General features: G+C 60.8%; 13 protein-coding genes and 1 pseudogene. 12 read left to right on the top strand and 2 right to left on the bottom strand.

The window, feature by feature from the left end; all coding sequences use genetic code 11:
* Positions 1-8: 8 nt before the first annotated feature.
* From CQ13_RS09090 to CQ13_RS09080, 3 genes are read left to right on the top strand one after another with little or no spacing between them, the layout of a single operon-like run.
* The gene (locus CQ13_RS09090) at positions 9-1,214 is read left to right on the top strand and encodes an efflux RND transporter periplasmic adaptor subunit (protein WP_057842642.1); all 1,206 of its coding nucleotides are present in this window, start codon (positions 9-11) and stop codon (positions 1,212-1,214) included.
* A 5-nt stretch (positions 1,215-1,219) separates the two neighbouring features.
* Positions 1,220-2,458 (top strand): ABC transporter permease, encoded by a 1,239-nt coding sequence (locus tag CQ13_RS09085; RefSeq protein WP_063800052.1) that lies wholly within the window; start codon positions 1,220-1,222, stop codon positions 2,456-2,458.
* Positions 2,455-3,174, top strand: a complete 720-nt coding sequence (locus tag CQ13_RS09080) for an ABC transporter ATP-binding protein (RefSeq protein ID WP_057842640.1) — start codon at positions 2,455-2,457, stop codon at positions 3,172-3,174. The genes CQ13_RS09085 and CQ13_RS09080 overlap by 4 nt, the downstream gene beginning before the upstream one ends.
* On the opposite strand, the gene CQ13_RS09075 is transcribed toward CQ13_RS09080, so the two are convergent.
* Both CQ13_RS09075 and CQ13_RS09065 read right to left on the bottom strand, forming a co-directional pair.
* A complete protein-coding gene (locus CQ13_RS09075; RefSeq protein ID WP_057842639.1) occupies positions 3,171-3,767 on the bottom strand; it encodes a sigma-70 family RNA polymerase sigma factor in 597 nt (198 codons plus the stop codon). The genes CQ13_RS09080 and CQ13_RS09075 overlap by 4 nt on opposite strands.
* A 941-nt stretch (positions 3,768-4,708) precedes the next feature.
* Positions 4,709-5,206 (bottom strand): GNAT family N-acetyltransferase, encoded by a 498-nt coding sequence (locus CQ13_RS09065; protein ID WP_082637381.1) that lies wholly within the window; start codon positions 5,204-5,206, stop codon positions 4,709-4,711.
* Positions 5,207-5,317: 111 nt separating this feature from the next.
* Here CQ13_RS09065 and CQ13_RS09060 point away from each other — a divergent pair, with 111 nt between their 5' ends.
* The 9 genes and pseudogenes from CQ13_RS09060 to CQ13_RS09020 all read left to right on the top strand — a co-directional run bounded on the left by CQ13_RS09060 (position 5,318) and on the right by CQ13_RS09020 (position 17,176).
* Positions 5,318-6,874, top strand: a complete 1,557-nt coding sequence (locus CQ13_RS09060; protein ID WP_057842636.1) for a winged helix-turn-helix domain-containing protein — start codon at positions 5,318-5,320, stop codon at positions 6,872-6,874.
* Positions 6,875-6,988: 114 nt separating this feature from the next.
* The gene (locus CQ13_RS09055) at positions 6,989-7,696 is read left to right on the top strand and encodes a response regulator transcription factor (RefSeq protein WP_057842661.1); all 708 of its coding nucleotides are present in this window, start codon (positions 6,989-6,991) and stop codon (positions 7,694-7,696) included.
* Positions 7,697-7,846: 150 nt separating this feature from the next.
* Complete coding sequence (locus CQ13_RS09050) at positions 7,847-10,783, top strand: ATP-binding protein (RefSeq protein ID WP_082637380.1); 2,937 nt, start codon at positions 7,847-7,849, stop codon at positions 10,781-10,783.
* A 188-nt stretch (positions 10,784-10,971) separates the two neighbouring features.
* Entirely contained in the window at positions 10,972-11,946 is a 975-nt protein-coding gene (locus tag CQ13_RS09045; RefSeq protein ID WP_057842634.1) for an alpha/beta hydrolase, read from the top strand.
* Between the two features lie 63 nt (positions 11,947-12,009).
* Positions 12,010-12,654, top strand: a complete 645-nt coding sequence (locus tag CQ13_RS09040) for a response regulator transcription factor (RefSeq protein WP_057842633.1) — start codon at positions 12,010-12,012, stop codon at positions 12,652-12,654.
* Positions 12,593-13,120: a response regulator transcription factor gene (locus CQ13_RS09035; protein WP_347337021.1), complete on the top strand. Its 528-nt coding sequence runs from the start codon at positions 12,593-12,595 to the stop codon at positions 13,118-13,120. The genes CQ13_RS09040 and CQ13_RS09035 overlap by 62 nt, the downstream gene beginning before the upstream one ends.
* Positions 13,121-13,273: 153 nt before the next feature.
* On the top strand, positions 13,274-14,866 hold the full coding sequence (locus CQ13_RS09030) for a GAF domain-containing sensor histidine kinase (RefSeq protein ID WP_245309103.1): 1,593 nt from the start codon (positions 13,274-13,276) through the stop codon (positions 14,864-14,866).
* Between the two features lie 363 nt (positions 14,867-15,229).
* On the top strand, positions 15,230-16,180 hold the full coding sequence (locus CQ13_RS09025) for a helix-turn-helix transcriptional regulator (protein ID WP_082637379.1): 951 nt from the start codon (positions 15,230-15,232) through the stop codon (positions 16,178-16,180).
* Positions 16,181-16,304: 124 nt separating this feature from the next.
* Positions 16,305-17,176: pseudogene (locus CQ13_RS09020) on the top strand (AraC family transcriptional regulator).
* Positions 17,177-17,424 lie beyond the last annotated feature (248 nt).

The raw sequence follows: 17,424 nt of genomic DNA, 5'->3' as shown, positions 1-17,424 counted from the left end.
GACGCGCCATGAAATTGCAGCATCTGATCGCAACCGGAATTCTGGCCGTCGCCACGGCAGGGGCTGGCTATTACGCCTATCCTCACTTGCTTCGTGCACCGTTGGTGACCACCAGCATTGCGGGCCTCGCACCGGTTTCCGAGGCTGTTTACGGAACCGGCACCGTCGAGCCCGAGCGCTGGGCCAAAGTCGTGCCGCTGCAGCGCCGCCGGCTGGTCGAGCTTTGCAGATGCGAGGGACAGGTGGTGAAGGCCGGCCAGGTCCTCGGCCGCCAGGACGACGCCGAGGAGCGCAGCGCGCTGGATCAGATGGAAATCAATCGCGGCCAGCTCGAACGCGATCTGGCGCGCGCCGAGAAGGACCGCGACAAGAGCGACGCCGCGCGCACCGAATACGAGCAGCGCTGGACCAAGCTCGAGGAAACAAAATCGCGGATCGCCGCGCAGAAGGTACGGCTCGACTCACTGCTGCTGAGAGCTCCGCTCGACGGCATGGTGCTGCGGCGCGACGGCGAGGTCGGCGAGATCGCCGGCCCCACCGATGTCTTGTTCTGGGTCGGACCACCTGCGCCGATGCAGGTCGTTGCCGAAATCAATGAGGAGGAAATCAACCGCATCGCGGCCGGCCAGAAGGCTTTTCTGCGAAGCGAAGCTTTCCCTGGAAGGGCCCTGCGAGCCACGGTCTCCCAGATCACGCCGAAGGGCGACCCGACCCGCAAAACCTTCCGCGTCTATCTGCGGCTGCCGCAGGACACGCCGCTGCGAATTGGCATGTCGGCCGAGGTCAATATCATATTTCGCGAGAAGCAGGCGGCCATTGTCGTGCCGGCGGAGGCCGTCGCAGGCGGTTCGGTTCAGATGGTCGACGACGGCCGGATCAAACGTGTGCCGGTGACGGTCGGCATCCGCGGCAACCGCAACATCGAGATCCTCGGCGACATATCCAAGGGCACGCCGGTGCTTTCGCCCGCCCGCACCGATCTCGCCGACGGCGCCAGGATTCGCATCGACAGCAACTCGGCCAAAGTTGTGGAGCCGGCGCCCACGAGTGAACCGACCGATCAGCCAGGCGGGACACCCGAATCTGTCGCGGTAGCTTCGGCCACCGCAGCTCCTTCGGATCCCGATGATGCGGTGATTTCGGCGGCCATGACCGCCCACATCGATTCCGTCGTCAACGACGCCCGTCGCAACCTCATCAGCAACAGCCGGTAAGCGCCGTGAAACTTCTGTTCAACATCGCATGGACCCATGTCAGCGCCCGGGTACGCCAGACTCTGGTGGGTATGGCCGGCGTCGCCATGGGCGTCGGCTTCACCATCATGATGGCCGGCCTGATGCAGGGCTCGCAGATCGATTTCCTGCGGCAGCTCGTCGACACCATGCCGCACATCACGGTCGATGATGAACGGCGCTCCGTGCCGACGCAACCCGCCGAGCAGGAATATGCGGCGGTCCAAATGGCCGACATCGCCAATGTCGGCAAGCGCCCCGGTATCAAGTATCCGGAATCGGTGATGAGCTCGCTGCGCTCCTGGATACCCGGCGACGTGGCGCCCTCGGTGACGACCAGTGCGATCATCGATCATGGCGGCGCCCGCATCGGCATCACCTTGACCGGCATCGACCCCCGCCGTGAGGTCCAGGTCTCGAAACTCGCCGCGCAAATGCGCGAGGGAAAGCTCGACGATCTTTCACGCGCGCCGAACGGCATCATCGTCGGCGAGGCGCTCGCCGAAAAACTCGGCGTGAAAACCGGCAATACCGTCCTCCTGGTCGGCGGCCAGGACACCCGACTGAATTCGACGGTGGCCGGGCTGTTTCGCTCCGGCTTGAAGCGCGTCGATGAGAGCCAGATCTATTCGCTGGCCGGGACGGCGCAGCTCATGATGGGGCAAAGCGGGGTCGTCAACCAGTTGCGGCTGCGGTTGAACGATCCGATGTCGGCGCAAAAGGTTGCCGCCCAGGTCGAAGCGCAGACCGGTTACAAGTCGGTGTCCTGGCAGGAAGCCAATGCTGACCTGCTGTCGACCTTTACCGTGCGCGATTTCATCGTGCTCACGGTGATGGGAGCGATGCTGCTGACATCGTCCTTTGCCACCTACAACATCATCTCGACAATCACGCACGAGAAGCGTCAGGACATCGCTATCATGAAATCGCTGGGCATGCGCGAGTATGCGGTGCGGCGGATATTCATCATCGAATCCATCATTATCGGCGTGGTCGGCATCCTGTTCGGGTGGATCCTCGGCTACCTGCTCTGCTACGGCTGGTCGAAGATCACGATCTTCAATCCGCTGACCGGCACGACCGTTCCGCTGCAGATCTATTACTCTGCGATGCACTATGTGGTCGCCGGCGGCATATCGCTGCTCTGCTGCGCAGGTGCGGCCTATTTCCCGGCACGCAAGGCAACGCGCGTACATCCAGTCGACATCATCCGGGGGGCATCATGACCGAAGTCGCTTTGCAGGCAGTCGAGCTGGTTCGCCGCATCGAAGGCGTGGTTTCGCACACCCTCGTCAACGGCATTGACCTTGCGGTGAACAAGGGCGAATTCGTCGCCATTACCGGGCCTTCGGGATCGGGCAAATCGTCGCTGCTCTATCTCCTGGGCCTGCTCGATGCTCCCAGTGAAGGCGAGATCATGATCTGCGGCCAGCCGACCTCGAAACTATCGGAGACGGAGCGAGCCGACGTTCGCCTGACCAAATGCGGTTTTGTGTTCCAGTTTCATTTCCTGCTGCCGGAGTTCACCTCGCTCGACAACGTGCTGCTGCCGATGCGCGCAGCCGGCAGGATGACCGAAGGCGAGATGCGCGAGCGCGGCCTTGCGCTGCTGGGCTCGCTTGGACTTGGCGAGCACGCCAACAAGCGTCCCAACCAGCTCTCCGGCGGCCAGCGCCAGCGCGTCGCGATCGCCCGCGCGCTTGCCAACCGCCCCGAGATCATCGTCGCCGACGAGCCGACAGGCGCCCTCGACACAGCATCGACGGAACAGGTGTTTTCGATCCTCCGCGACATCGCCGACCAGGGCCAGACCGTGGTCGTGGTGACCCACGATCCAGCGCTCGCCGCCCGCGCCGACCGCCGCATCCACATCGTCGACGGCAAGATCGCCGAGATCACCGAAAGGGGTGGCGGCGAGCTCGTTTGTGAGATGGTGAGTTAGAAGCTGGCGGAGCTTGTTCGGGTCGCCGCAGTCTCGAAACCCGCGCTCACGAGGATTTTCGCAAGCTGCTTGCGCGCGTAGAAGATCCTGCTCTTCACGGTGGCCTGCGGGATGCCGATCATCGCGCTGACCTCAGCGACAGAATTGTCGCGATAATAGAACAAGTCGATGATTTCGCGATGAGCCGGAGACAGTTTGTCGATGCACGCGCGCAAGAGGTCCTGCGTTTTCTTGCGGTCCAGGGCGACATCAGGCATATCCCCGGCATCGGCGATTCCAAGCGCATCATCTTCGATATCCTCATGCGTTCGCTCTCGCCGGGAGTTCATTGCCTGGAATCGGGCGATCGAGAGCAGCCATGTGGAAACGCGCGCGCGGCTTTCGAACCGGTTTGCGGAGCGCCATACATCGAGGAACACCTGGCTGACGAGATCGTCGACGATCGCCGGATTGCGAACCATCCGCTGGATGAATCCGAACACTCTCTTGCGGTGGCGAGCGAACATGATGTGCATGGCCGCTTTGTCGCCGTCCGCAATGTTCTTTAGAAGCACCTCGTCGGAGACGTCTTCCTCCACAAAGCGGTGATCCATCCTCCGATCGCGCGATGCGCGCCCCGGAGGACATCGCGACTCCGACTCCCTTGCTCGGTAAACGGCATAGACCGGCCCGTCATGGCTCGCCGCGTCGGACGGTCCGCGCAAGGGCCTCGGACTGTTGTCGAGGCAATTAGGTGGGGTCGCGGCTGAGCGGATCGGCACGTGGCCGGATGCAGGCGGGCCTCCCTGAGATCGACGTGACCTTGGAGTTGGCTTCTCCCCTTGTTGTCGCCCCTCGGTGATAGACATCGCCCTCTCCGCTTGCTTTTGACGAGATGGCGGTGAGGATGCGTCGCATGAAGCCGTTCGGGCTATTCTACGAGAGGCTCGTGTTCCTAGTCTCCTGGTCTAGGGTGAGCTGGCCGGTCGACAGAATAGGGCATCGCTCTGAGCTGCTGGCCTTGGCCCTGGATTACATCTCGTTTTCCCGGGCGCCCTGCGTTTCGCGGCGCCACGCGCACGTAGCGCCTCTGGCATGAAGAAGAAGTCTCCATTCTCCTCGACCTGGCTAATCGTGTCGTCGATCAATGTTATCGCCTTGTCGACCTGTCCGACCGCCATGAGGCCCTACGCGAGAGCAATCTTGGTCTCCGTATTGCGCATCTCGTAACGCATCGCGTGGCAGTGCTTCAGGCAATCCTGAAGCGTTTCCACCCCACCTTTTGCATTGCCGCGGCGGATGGCCAACGTGGCTTTGTAGGCGTATCCGACGTGGAGATAGGAACCCAAGGAGTGGGATTGGGGGTGTGCCACTAGTCGATCTGCGAGCTCTTCGGCAGTTGCGAAACCGCCGGCCAGAAGAATACGTCCGTCGGCCGGGTGGCGGTCGACGGCGACGTCTTTCGTTGGGTACCGGTCTTCTGGGGACTACTGACCGCTTGTTGGGTTAGGGGCTGAACTAGGGCGCGTACTCATAGCGTTAATGAGTTCACGCCCTAGCCATCGGCGGCCAAGTGGGCGATCGCCTCCGCTCCCAATTGCCAGCGATCCCAGTCCGGATCGGGGGCCGCGTCGACGCCCTTGTAGAAAGCCTGGGCTGGTGCGTTATCCTTCAGCACGAACCAGCAGAACCTTTCGTGCCCTGTATCCATCGCATGGCGAGCCATGCGCCCCATTAGTCGTCGGCCGATCCCGCGGCCTCGCACATCCGGGTCCACGAAAAGCCACTTCATCATGAGCAGCGGCCGCAGCGTGTGCATGAGAGGAATCTCGTAGTGCACGGCCATGCCGGCGAGCATGCTGTCGCCGCGGTCGGCGACGAAGGCGCCGAATTCAGGACGTTCGCCGAAGCCGCGGTGCAGCAGTTCGGCCTCAGTGAATCGGAAGTCTGTGCCGCGCTCGAACTTGACGATGCCCTCCATCAGCCGCAGCAGCTCGGGCATGTCCTGGCGCACCATGGACCTGATCCGCACATCATTTTCGACCATTCGCATCTTACACTCTCCGTCTCGGGATGGGTTCGAGCTCACCGGCGCCGATTTCCGTTGATGCAGCCGCGATGCATTGCTATAGATTCCTAAAATCTGCTAATCAGTTCGGTATTCATGGAGGCACCCTCCAGTTTCGCCTTTGGGCCTTTCGCGTTTCACGCTCTAAGCCGCCGCCTGGAAAAGCAAGGCGAATTGGTGCTGCTCAACTCCCGGGCAACGGAACTGCTGTTGCTCATGCTGAGGCGAGCGGGCGAACTCGTCACCAAGGACGATCTGCTGCATGCAGTCTGGGGTGACCGGGTCGTCGCGGAGAATAACCTCACCGTACACATGGCGGCCCTTCGCCGCGCGCTCCGCGACGGGGGGGAGGCCGACAACTACATTCGAACCGAGCATGGTCGCGGTTATCGCTTCGTCATGCCCGTCGCGGTCGCGCAGGCCGAGGGGAGTAGTGTGCCCGGCGGATCGACGGTTCACGTCGGCAGGCAGCTAGAGGCCCGAGGCATTTCCATTCTGATACCACCCGTCCAAAGCCTGCTCGACGACGAGCAGTCTCAATCGCTTGGAGTCGAGGTCAGGCGGCATCTCACGGTGCAGCTCTCGCGCGTGCCCGATGCGGTGGTCATCGGCGGGGGCGACGCCCGCTATGTCCTGCGCACGTCGATCCGGCCAGTGGAGGGCGGGGTCCAGGTCATTGCCATGATCGATGATGCCGCCACCGGAGCGACCATCTGGGCGGATCGGTTCCAGCACCGGCACATCGGCCTCAGCCCGATGGAGGGAGAGATCTCAGGCCGGCTGGCACGCGCGGTGATCATGGAGCTAGTGGATCGGGAAGCCGCCCAGGGCCCATCCGAAGAGGCGTCGCACACCGCTGGCGCGCAGCACAGCGCCTTGCGCGGTTGGAGCGCCCTGAATCGCGAGCTGTGGGTCCCCCAGGATCTCGCCGAGGCAAGGCGATGGTTCGACCGCGCGCTCCTCGCCGATCCATCGAACGCGTCGGCTCTGGCGGGGTCGGCCTACACGATTGTCGCAGAGAACATAAGGGCCACTGCGCAAAGTCGTGATCTTGCGGATCGTGACGAGCTGCGGCAGGCCGACGAACTGGCGACGCGGGCGGTCGCGCGAGCGCCGGACTGGCCTCGAGCCTGGTTTTGCCGTGGCTACGTGCGGGAGTGTCAGCGCCGCTTCGACGCGGCGCTGATCGCTTTCGGTCGGGCCTTGTCGCTCGATCCATGTGACGCCGAGGCCCTTGCCTATACAGGCCATGTCCATTTCCTGATGGGCCGTCTTGAGGAAATGCGGGCACCAATCCAGCATGCGCTTGCGCTTAGTCCGCGCGACCGCGGCGTGGGCCTGTGGCATCATTTCTTAGGCCAATACGACTTCTGGCATGGGCGCGACGAGCTCGCAATTCCGCATTTCGTGCGAGCCACCGACCTTGCTCCCAGCTTGGTCTATTGTGCGACTTTTCTCGCTGCCTCGCTTGCCCTTGCGGGCCGGATCGAGGAGGGACGAAGGTCGCTCGACTCATGGTGCGAGGCGATGGGGGGCTATCGCCTCACGATCGATAGTCTGCGCGCGCGGGTTTTCTCCGACGATCCCACCTACCTCGCCGGGCATGAGCGCCACTACCGCGGCCTGCGTCTAATCGGGGTCGCGGAGCGCTGATGCGACAGGCAGGTCGGGCGATTAGCGAGATTTAGGAAGCCCGCCAACGACCTTGGCGGGAGTCCCCGGTAGAACGTCGGGCACGTCCAGCGCCAAGGATCAATGCCTATGCCGATGCAGACACATGCACTCTCCGCTTCGTCCGCGTGGTCGACCGCGGCGGCCCCTCGTCCAGCAAAGGCCGACCTCGAAACGGATCGCCCACTCGTCTTGATCGTGGACGACGACGAGGACGTCCGGTCTGCGCTTTGCGAACTTCTGCTGTCGGTTGGAATCGACGCCTGTTGCTTTGGATCGACGCAAGACTTACTGAGTGCCGATCTTCCGGAGCGGCCAGGTTGCCTGATCCTCGATGTGCGCATGCCGGGAGCAAGCGGCCTGGATCTCCAGCAGCGCCTCGCCGCGACTGGCAATATGAGACCGATCATTTTCCTCACCGGTCATGGCGATATCGCCATGACCGTCCAGGCGATGAAGGCGGGAGCCTTTGACTTCCTTACCAAGCCGGTACGAGACCAGACGCTCCTCGATGCCGTCGCAGCGGGGATCGAGAAAGACATCTCGCAACGAACCGCGGCCCGGCAGATCAAGCAACATGTCGACCGCTACGCGACGCTGACTCCGCGCGAACGCGAAGTCCTGCGCGAAGTGGCCAAGGGCCGCCTCAACAAGCAGATCGCATTCGATCTCGGTATCAGCGAAATCACCGTCAAACTGCACCGCGGCAACGTGACGAGAAAAATGCAGGCAACGACCGTCGGGCAACTCATTCGCATCTGGGAACTGTTGCCTGCGGAGATCCGACCGGAAAAATCACCCTAGACCCAGGATGGAAACAATCCGACGCGGCGCAATGATCTGAGAATCTGTCGAAATTTCGCACGAGTCCAGCTTAACATGGACCGGGCATTGACCGGTTCCATCGTGCGTGCTTAGTTTCCCCTCCTTCGGTCTCAACGAGGCGAGCCGAAAATGGCACCCGCTATCAGAGGTGACCGTGATCATCCTTCGCCCGTGACGGCAGCTGACGCACGTAGTGGCGTGAGCGCATCGGTCGAGCTCACCTTCACCTTTGGCCCATTTCGCCTTTTCCCGCGACAGCAACTACTCCTTCAAGGCGAAAATCCGGTTTCGCTCGGAAGTCGAGCGTTTGAAATTCTCGTAGCCTTGGTTGAGCACGCCGGCGAGGTCGCCGACAAGGATGAACTCATTGCCCGCGTGTGGCCTGGCCTCACCGTCGAAGACTCGAATCTCCGGGCCCAAATCAATGCCGTGCGGCGCGCACTCGCGGAAGGCGGGACCGGCGAGAATTACATCGTCACGGTGCCTGGTCGAGGGTATCGCTTCGTTGCGACGGTTGTACGGTTCACGGGCGATGCAGCCCAAGCCTTCCCCGCCGTCCCTCACAAAGGGCACAACTTTCCCGACCGCCTCAGCCGACCGATCGGCCGCGCTGATATCGTTGCCATGGTGTGCAGTCGATTGCAGCGAGGCCGCTTCGTCACGATTGTCGGACCGGGCGGAATCGGAAAGACAACGGTTGCGCTGGCGGTCGCCGACCAGCTCATTGCCTCTTACAGAGATGGCGGACGGTTTGTCGACCTTGCCCCACTCAACGACCCTCAGCTTGTGCCAAGCGCGCTCGCTTCTGTGCTTGGCGTTGCCATACGCTCGGAGAATCCATATCCCGCACTAGCTTCCTTTCTGAGGGACAAGCAGATGCTGCTGCTGTTCGATAACTGCGAGCATGTCTTGCTGGCAGCCGCAGCGCTGGCTGAAGAACTATTGAAGCGAGCACCGGGTGTTCACATCCTTGCCACCAGTCGAGAACCTTTACGCGCCGAAGATGAGCGCGTGCAGCGTCTCCCGCCACTGGAAACCGCTCCTGCCGAGGCAGGACTTACAGTTATGGAAGCGCTTAGCTACCCGGCGGTACAACTCTTTGTCGAGCGTGCGGCAGCGAGCGCTGGTGGATACGAGCTCAAAGATGAAGATGTCCCAACTGTCACGCAAATCTGCCGTCGACTCGACGGAATCGCGCTGGCAATCGAGCTTGCTGCATGTCGCGTTGACGCCTTTGGGGTTCGCGGAGTGGCCAGTCGCCTGGACGATCGATTTCATTTGTTGACACGCGGTCGGCGCACCGCTCTGCCACGGCATCAGACGCTTCGTGCGGCGTTCGATTGGAGCTACGAATTACTCTCCGAGATCGAACGCGTCGTCATGCGCCGCCTGGGCATTTTTGTCGGGCGCTTTACGATGGAGGCGGCAGCCGCCGTCGCCGGAGACGCCAGGATTATCCCGTCCGAGGTAGACGGGCTCGTTGCCGACCTTGTCGAGAAGTCGCTCGTCGTGGCGGATGTGGGAGGCACGACCGTATATTATCGCCTAACCGATACAGCGCGAGCCTACGCCTTGAAAAGGCTGACCGAGGATGATGAAGCGCAGGCTGTGAGGAGACGACACGCGCTTTACCAACTCGATCGGTTCGAGCGGGCCCATGCCGAGTGGGAGACGCGGCCCACGACCGAATGGTTGTCCGCTCACGCCGCCCAAATCGACGATATACGCAGCGCGCTTGATTGGGCCTTCTCGCCGAGCGGCGATGTTGGCCTCGGTGTAGAGCTGACAGTCGCGGCGGGGCCCCTTTGGTTCGAGATGTCGCTGATGGAGGAATGTCGCACGCGGGCCGAGCGTGCGCTGACGACGCTTGAGGAAAGCACAACGAAGGATGACCGCCGCCGGATGCATCTCTATGCCGCGGTGGCCTGGTCGCAGATGTACACAACGGCATCGGCCCGCGACACCGGTGTGGCATGGACGACTGCGTTCGAAATCGCGGAAGGGTTGGACGATACTGATTACCGTTTAAGGGCGCTCTGGGGAATGTGGGCTTCGCGAGTTAATCGGGGAAAGTTCGGCGAAGCTCTGGTCCTCGCAAAGCGTTTTTCTTCCGTTGCCCAGAACACGGCGGATATCAATGATCGACTGCTCGGCGACCGATTGACAGGTGCGACGCTGCATTTCCTGGGCAGACAATCGAGTGCGAGACAGCACATTGAGCGAATGCTGGCGCGCTACGTAACTCCAGTCCGTCGATCACATGCGGTGCGCTTCCAATTCGATCAACGGGTGACAGCACGCATCACGCTCGCGCGCGTGCTATGGCTGCAAGGGTTTGCGGATCAGGCGTTACGCTGTATCGAAATTAATGTCAGCGAGGCTCTTTCGATCAATCACAGGCTTTCGCTCTGCAACGCGCTTGCTCAAGCGGCGTGTCCGGTTGCGCTAATGGCTGGCGATCTGTTGGCTGCGGAGCGCTACACAAAGATGCTGCTCGATCAGACTGCCAGCGATGAGCTTGATATCTGGCGCGCTTACGGGCGCTGCTTCGAAGGAGAACTGAACGTCAAGCGCGGCGATCTCGCTGCCGGATTGCAGCAGCTCAAAGCTGGTATCGACGAGCTCCGCCGAGCCAGATTCGTCCAGTATCTCACGACCTTCCTGGGTGCGCTGGCCGAGGGGCTGGCGGTCGCCGGAGACGCCATATTGGCAGAGGCCACGATCGACGAAGCGATCGGACGAAGCGAGCAGAGCGAAGAGCGCTGGTTTAGTCCGGAGCTGTTGCGGATCAAGGGCGTGGTCGGTTTGCAGCAGGATGCTATTTACGCCGCGGGCAAGGCCGAGGAAGATTTTCAGGAATCGATAGAGTTGGCCCGAACGCAGGAGGCTCTCGCGTGGGAGCTGCGCACCACAACTTGCCTGGCGCGACTGCGGCGAGATCAGGGGCGGGCAGGAGACGCATACGAGCTGCTCTCGCCGCTCTATAGCCGCTTCAACGAGGGCTACGAAACCAACGATCTTAAGGCCGCGAAGAGTTTGTTGGATGAACTCTCGGGGCATCCCTAGCGCAGACGTGTCCAAAGCAGGCCGTTTCACATCCCACGGGCTGAGATTTCACGAAAATTCACAACGATTCATGGTGAGGTTTCGCACCTCCTTCCGGTTTTTTGCGCGAATTCACAAGTTTTGGTTAGGGTTTCTATCGCGGGAGCGCGCATGATGAATGTCGAGCGCTCCCTTTCGGATGGATATCGATGCTTGAGAAACCCGCACCAGCAGATATCCCCGACGCAGCGTTGCTTGAGCCCCTGACGCAGCAGTTTGTCGATTCGATCGCTGACGGCCCGGTGATGCGCGACCTGTCTTCCGAAGACGCAAGAAGATTTCTGGCGGAGATCCAATCAGGCGTCATCGGCAAGCCAGCCGTGCGTCTTGAGGATATGATAATCCCTACCGGCTCCACCGGAGCGGTGCCGATTCGCATCGTTCGACCGGAGAGAGCAAGTGAAACGCTGCCTGCATTGGTATATGTCCATGGCGGCTGGACCTTCGGCAGCAAGGAGACACACGACCGCTTGATCCGCGAAATCGCGGTCGGCGCACACGTTGCGTTGTTTTTCGTGGATTACGATCGCTCGCCGGAGGCCAGATATCCCGTAGCAATCGAACAAGTCTATGCCGCCACCAGGTACCTGGTAGAACACGCTGGGCATCTAGGAATTGATTCGACGCGCCTGGCCATTGTTGGCGACGGCATCGGCGGCAACATGGCCGCCGCGGTCACTCTGATGGCGAAGGAGCGGCGCGGTCCCAAGATAGACGTGCAAGTGCTGTTCTATCCCGCCGTCAGCTCAATGTTCGACACCGGGTCTTACGCCTCGTTCGCAAATGGTCCGTGGTTGACCAGGCAAGCGATGGAAGGGTTCTGGAACGCCTATCTTCCGGACGTCGCCATGCGCAAGCATATCACCGCGGCACCACTCAACGCCTCGATTGATCAACTGACCGGCCTTCCGGACGCGCTGATCATAGTCGCCGAGAACGACATGCTCCGTGATGAGGGTGAGTGCTATGCGCGCAAATTGGCTCGCGCGGGGGTACGTGTCACCTCTACGAGATACAACGGCACCATCCATGATTTCGTCATGCTCAACGCGTTGGCCGATACTCCTGCCGCCCGAGGCGCTATTGCCCAGACCAACGCCCTTCTCCGGTCCATTCTTGAATGAAGGAGGCACGCAATGGTTGGTACAACTGCACTCGCCGGCTCATTTGCTTTACCTCGCTTTCCCATGAGCATAGCTGCCGACAATACGGATCCGCTTGTCTTGATCGTGGACGATGACGAGGAAGTCAGGTTCGCGCTTCGCGAACTTCTGCTGTCTGTCGGAATCGACGCCTGTTGCTTTGGATCGACGCAAGAATTGCTGAGTGCCGATCTTCCGGAGCGGCCGGGTTGCCTGATTCTCGATGTGCGCATGCCGGGAGCCAGCGGCCTGGATCTCCAGCAGCGCCTCGCCGCGACTGGCAATACGAGACCGATCATTTTTCTCACTGGTCATGGCGACATCGCAATGACTGTCCAGGCGATGAAGGCGGGCGCCGTTGACTTCCTGACGAAGCCCGTGAGGGACCAGACGCTCCTTGACGCGGTCGCGGCCGGGATCGAGAAGGATGTTGCGCAAAGGACTGCGGCCCGACGCATCAAACAACACGTCGACCGCTACACAAAACTGACGGCGCGCGAACGCGAAGTCCTGCGCGAAGTGGCAAAGGGCCGCCTCAACAAGCAGATCGCGTTCGATCTCGGCATCAGCGAGATCACCGTCAAGCTGCACCGCGGCAACGTGACCAGGAAGATGCAGGCCACGACGATTGGTCAGCTCATTCGCACCTGGGAACTGTTGCCTGCGGGAATTCGAGAAGGATCACCCTAGACCAAAGGATGGTTACAGTCCGGGCCAGCAATGGGCCAGATGCGGGGGTGGCCATCCGGCCACGCTAGCGAAGGTCACCGGCTTGTCTAAAGCGCCTATAGTCGCGATCGTAGATGACGACGAAGCTGTGCGAGAGGCCCTTTCCGAACTCCTTCTGGTGCTGGATCTATCGTGTCGCACTTTCGATCGAGCGGAGGTCTTCATGGCAGAGTACGTTGCAGGCAGTTTCGATTGCCTGATTACCGATGTGCGCATGCCGGGCCATAGCGGGCTCGACCTGCTGCAGCACCTGCGGAGCATTGGTTCCGCGATCCCGGTGATCGTCATCACGGCCGACACCAATCCGGCGACCCCGTCGCACGCCATGCGATATGGCGCCTATGCCTATCTGACCAAGCCGATAGAAACTGAAGCGCTGCTTCGGCATCTACAGTCCGCCATGAGGCTGACTGGACGTTTCATCTGACGCCGAGCGAGAGAGGCTTTCCGATGGTCAGTCCCGTCCACAAGGCGGTAACAGACGGACGAATCGCCGTTCGCGTCTCCGCCGGGAATGGAGCAGTAGGATCACGTTCGGATGATTTGTGCGCTACGGACATAAGTGTTGAGGTGGACTGACATGCTCAACAGTATGCAAGTGCCCGCGGAAGTCATGCGAAAATGGCAGGAGATCGTAGATCTCCTGGCCGATATTCTACATGTTCCCTCAGCCTTGATCATGAGGGTAGAGCCGCCAAATATCAAAGTCTTCGTTTCCAGCGAGTCCAAAGGAAATCCTTACGAACCGGGCGAGGTCGCGTGTCTCAATACAGGACTCTATTGTGAGACTGTAATGAACACTCGCCGACCGTTGATTGTACCGGACGCTCTGCAAGATGAGGCGTGGAAATCAAACCCTGACATCAAACTGGGCATGATCTCTTACCTCGGCGTGCCGATCAGTTGGCCCGATGGCGAGATATTTGGAACGATTTGTGTTCTCGACAAGAAAAGCAACGAATACAGCGAGCTCTATCTCCGACTGATGTTGCAGTGGCGTGACGTGTTGCAGGCGGACTTGAGGTCCATTGCAAGCATGCAGCGAGAGATTGAACAACGTGAGGCGAAAATTCGCCGCCTCGTCGATGCCAACATCATCGGCATCGTCATCTGGAACGTGGAGGGTCAGATTCTTGATGCCAATAACGAGTTTCTCCGCATAGTTGGATATGATCAGCACGATCTCCAGTCCGGCCGAGTGAGCTGGGCGGACATGACGCCCCCTGAATGGCGCGATCGCAATGCGATGACAGTATCCAAGCTACAGAACAAGCAAGCCGTGCAGCCCTTCGAAAAGGAGTATATCCGGAAGGATGGCAGCCGTATTCCAGTGTTGCTCGGCGTCGCGAGCCTTGAAGGGACAGAGGGCCAAGGTATCGCGTTTGTGCTCGATCTAACCGAGCGTAAGCGGGCAGAAACAGAAGCGCGTGAGAGCGAACGGCGATTCCGCAACATGCAGATGGAATTGGCCCATGCTAATCGGCTGGCAACCTTGGGCCAACTTACGGCGTCTATTACGCATGAGGTCAAGCAACCGATCACGGCCGCGCTCCTGAATACCCAAACCGCTCAGCGCTTCCTCACTCGGCAGCAGCCAGATGTTGAGAGGGCGAAAAAGGCAATTGACCGAGCTGTGCTGAACGGCATGCGTATAAGTGAAGTTGTCGACCGGACGCACGCGTTGGTTAGGAAGGAGCCCGTGCGAAAGGACCGCTTGGAGATTAATGAAGCCATTTCGGGAGTTATCATACTCACGCGCGGGGAAGCCTTGAAAAACGACGTTCAAGTGCGGACTCAACTGGCGGAGGGTTTACCTGCCATTCAAGGCAGCCGGGTCCAGATTCAACAGGTGATGCTGAACTTGATCGTAAATGCAATCGAGGCGATGAGCCAAATGAGCGACGACCGTCGGGAATTGCTAATCAGCACCCAGGCTGAAGCTGACCGCGTTCTCGTCGCGGTGCGAGACTCTGGCCCGGGTTTATCAGAAGACACTATCGAGCGAGCCTTCGAGGCATTTTATACGACGAAGTCGAGCGGCCTGGGCATGGGACTATCCATCTGCCGTTCGATCGTCGAGGATCACGGAGGACGATTGTGGGCGACCGCTAACGTACCAAAAGGTGCGGCGTTTCAGTTCACAGTTCCTATCAATTCGGACTGCCAGGACTGACCACGGATTGAGCTTCCAAATCTCGTGCAATCTTCTCGAGGTGGATCACTGTGTCGACGGCATTTGGCCGGCGGCGCGCATTTTCGCTTTACGCTGCCAGCGCCGATAATCATCGGGCTCGATTCCCGCATTGGCGAATTCGTTCGCCAGAAGCATTCATAGGCTTCCGTTTCGCTCGCAGTATGGCATGGCTCCCGCCGATACTATCCCAAGGTACAGGTCAATCTATCCGCCGAACCTGCCAGACCAGACCTGCTGCACGATTCCGTCAGGCGGCGGTTGCCGTCATTGTTGGAGCACAGAAGCAGCAGTGTCGCGCTTCATTGGTTCTGACGCCTGGCGCTACAACGTGAGCACAAGTCGATGAGCAAGCAAACCATACGCGATCAGTCGAACAATCTGCGGGCCGCGTCCGAGACGCACCGGGACCGTGAGCCAAATGGCCACCGGCCGTCTGCCGATGTGGAGATGGCACGCGTTCTCGGGACCACGCCATTTCACATGGCTTTGGATGCCTCCGGTAGCGGGATCGCCCACTGGAAACATGACCCATTGCACGACGTCGTCGAACCCATGGCCCATCACGTCATCATGGCTTACAACGGCACGGTGCAGCGCATGGAGCGGCGGACAGGGAGATCGGTTGCGATTGGAACGTTTCGTCGCGGGGTCGTGATAATCATTCCGGAAGGATCAAGCTCCCGGTGGGATATTCCGAAACCTGTTGATGTCGTTCAGCTCTATCTTCCTCACGCAATGCTGAAACGCGTTGCCGACGAAGCCGAGATCGCATCACCGACCGATCTCCTGGAGCGAACGGCGTATCCCGACCCCATTACGTCCCGATTGCTCTTGAGTGCAGCGGATACCTTGGAAGGCAATGGGGCCCTGGATATGCTGTTCAGGCATCAGTTGACAGACCTCCTGGCCACACGCCTCCTGGCTGCGCACACCGGCTCGCCCACCACGTTCCAGCCGACCATGGGTGGGCTGTCGCCGAAGGTCCTGCTCCGCGCCATCGAACGCCTGCGCTCGGATAGCGACGCGGACGTCTCGCTCGCTGCGCTGGCGTCAGATGCCGGACTGTCGCGCTTCCACTTCTGCCGCTCCTTCAAGGAAAGCACCGGGCTTTCACCTCATGCCTGGCTGCGCCAGCACCGGCTCGAGCAGGCCATGAACATGCTGCGCGACACTGACGAATCCGTCGTCTCGATCGCGGCCGCGCTTGGCTATTCGTCGCAGACCGCCTTCGCTGCGGCGTTCAGGAAGATGACCGGCGAAACCCCGAGCGATTGGCGGCGGCGCGTGCGTTAGCAGCAATCGTTCTACCGGTAAGCGAAGCTTCTCCACACTGCCGAGGACACGCGCATGAGCTGCAAGCCAATCTTGCGCGATCCTTCAGGACCAGCCTGATACTTCCGAGGCGAGCTCGCGCGACGTGCCGATCGGTGAGGCCCCTCACGCCGATACGGAAATGGCGCGCGTGCTCAAGATGACGCCAGTTCGCATGGCATCTGAGCCGTCCAGCAGCGTGATCGCCCATTGGAAACATGACGCGCTGCACGACGTCGTCGGGCCGATGGCCGACCACGTCCTCATGACGTTCCCCTCCGGCTCACTGCGCTTCGAGCGGCGCACCGGGAAATCGGTCGTGGTTGGAACGGCGCGTCCCGGCACTGTGACGGTCATCCCGGCCGGCTCGACGTCGCGCTGGGACATTCCCGAATCCTTGAACGTGATTCACCTCTATCTTCCGCAGACAACGCTCGAGCGCGTTGCGCTGGAAGCCGGCACGGCTTCCCCAGGCGATCTGATGGATCGATCGGCGCATCCCGATCCCATTACATCCCGACTGCTGCTGAGCGCGGCAGATGTACTGGAAGACAGTGCCGCACTGGACGCCTTGTTCAGGCAGCAATTGACAGATCTGCTGGCGACACGCCTGCTGGCCGCGCATGCGGGTCCACCTGTCGCGATTCAGCCAGTCATCGGTGGATTATCGCCGACGGCACTGCGGCGCGCCATCGAGCGCCTGCGCTCGGACGCTGATTCGGACGTCTCCCTCGCGGCGCTGGCTGCAGACGCCGGCCTCTCGCGTTTCCACTTCTGCCGCGCCTTCAAGGAAAGTACCGGACTTTCACCGCATGCCTGGCTGCGCCAGCATCGGCCATGAACATGCTGCGCGACACGGACGAATCCGTCGTCTCGATCGCGGCGGCGCTTGGCTATTCCTCCCAGACCGCCTTCGCTGCGGCGTTCAGGAAGCTGACCGGAGAGACACCGAGCGATTGGCGGCGGCGCATTCGGTAACAGCAATCGCTCTACAGGTACGGCAATCGCTCTGGGGCAGTCGCAAAGCTAATTCGCTAAATCAACGTGACGCCAACGCCAACACCGAATGGAGACAAACGATGGCCTGGATGAACGTCGTTAACCCGTTTGCAATCGCACCGCGGCGGAGGGTCGTCGCGACCGCACTCATGTACGGACTTTCGTTGAGCGTTCGCTTCACCTCGGCAGCGGGCGAAGAAACGGAAGTTCCGGCACCTGCCCTCCAA

This window comes from Bradyrhizobium retamae (assembly GCF_001440415.1).
Classification (GTDB): Bacteria; Pseudomonadota; Alphaproteobacteria; order Rhizobiales; family Xanthobacteraceae; genus Bradyrhizobium; species Bradyrhizobium retamae.
The sequence above is the reverse complement of the archived record's forward strand: the minus strand, read 5'-3'. Positions and strand labels throughout refer to the sequence as shown.

Coding starts and splice junctions, on each gene's coding strand:
- CQ13_RS09090 (WP_057842642.1), top strand. CDS start 9: ATGAAATTGCAGCATCTGATCGCAACCGGAATTCTGGCCGTCGCCACG.
- CQ13_RS09080 (WP_057842640.1), top strand. CDS start 2,455: ATGACCGAAGTCGCTTTGCAGGCAGTCGAGCTGGTTCGCCGCATCGAA.
- CQ13_RS09075 (WP_057842639.1), bottom strand. CDS start 3,767: ATGGATCACCGCTTTGTGGAGGAAGACGTCTCCGACGAGGTGCTTCTA.
- CQ13_RS09065 (WP_082637381.1), bottom strand. CDS start 5,206: ATGCGAATGGTCGAAAATGATGTGCGGATCAGGTCCATGGTGCGCCAG.
- CQ13_RS09060 (WP_057842636.1), top strand. CDS start 5,318: ATGGAGGCACCCTCCAGTTTCGCCTTTGGGCCTTTCGCGTTTCACGCT.
- CQ13_RS09055 (WP_057842661.1), top strand. CDS start 6,989: ATGCAGACACATGCACTCTCCGCTTCGTCCGCGTGGTCGACCGCGGCG.
- CQ13_RS09050 (WP_082637380.1), top strand. CDS start 7,847: ATGGCACCCGCTATCAGAGGTGACCGTGATCATCCTTCGCCCGTGACG.
- CQ13_RS09045 (WP_057842634.1), top strand. CDS start 10,972: ATGCTTGAGAAACCCGCACCAGCAGATATCCCCGACGCAGCGTTGCTT.
- CQ13_RS09040 (WP_057842633.1), top strand. CDS start 12,010: ATGAGCATAGCTGCCGACAATACGGATCCGCTTGTCTTGATCGTGGAC.
- CQ13_RS09030 (WP_245309103.1), top strand. CDS start 13,274: ATGCTCAACAGTATGCAAGTGCCCGCGGAAGTCATGCGAAAATGGCAG.
- CQ13_RS09025 (WP_082637379.1), top strand. CDS start 15,230: ATGAGCAAGCAAACCATACGCGATCAGTCGAACAATCTGCGGGCCGCG.